Genomic DNA, 362 nt, shown 5'->3' with positions numbered 1-362 from the left:
TACCGGCTGGCCTGGGCGGAGCTGATGTCGGCACGGATGGTCGCGCGGGGTGAGCCGCCGGTCGCGCTCGAACGGGTGCGGGCGGCGTTCCACTACGTGCGGACCGCGCGCACCATTTCCCCGGCGGACCTACCGGACGCCGGTGACCTGGTCCGGCTCATCGAGACGGCCGGGGCGAGTGCGGGCGGGCGGGACGAGTAGCCGGCGTCCGCACCAGGAAATCACCGCATTGCGAAACCCCATCTTGTGAAAGCGCCGTATTGCGAAGGCGCCCTGCTCAGGCCGCGTCGCGGCGGACCTTGAGCGCGGCGGCGATCAGGGGCAGCTGCAAGGGCAGTCGCGCGACCGCGACGGCCTTGAGC

1 protein-coding gene is annotated in these 362 nt (G+C 72.1%); it reads left to right on the top strand.

Annotated elements, in window-relative coordinates:
- The coding region (locus AC1DYG_RS20885; RefSeq protein ID WP_477641734.1) for a hypothetical protein at positions 1 to 201 on the top strand (201 nt) is incomplete at its 5' end.
- Positions 202 to 362 lie beyond the last annotated feature (161 nt).

It is taken from the genome of Pedococcus sp. P1_H8, assembly GCF_056405175.1.
The sequence above is the reverse complement of the archived record's forward strand: the minus strand, read 5'-3'. Positions and strand labels throughout refer to the sequence as shown.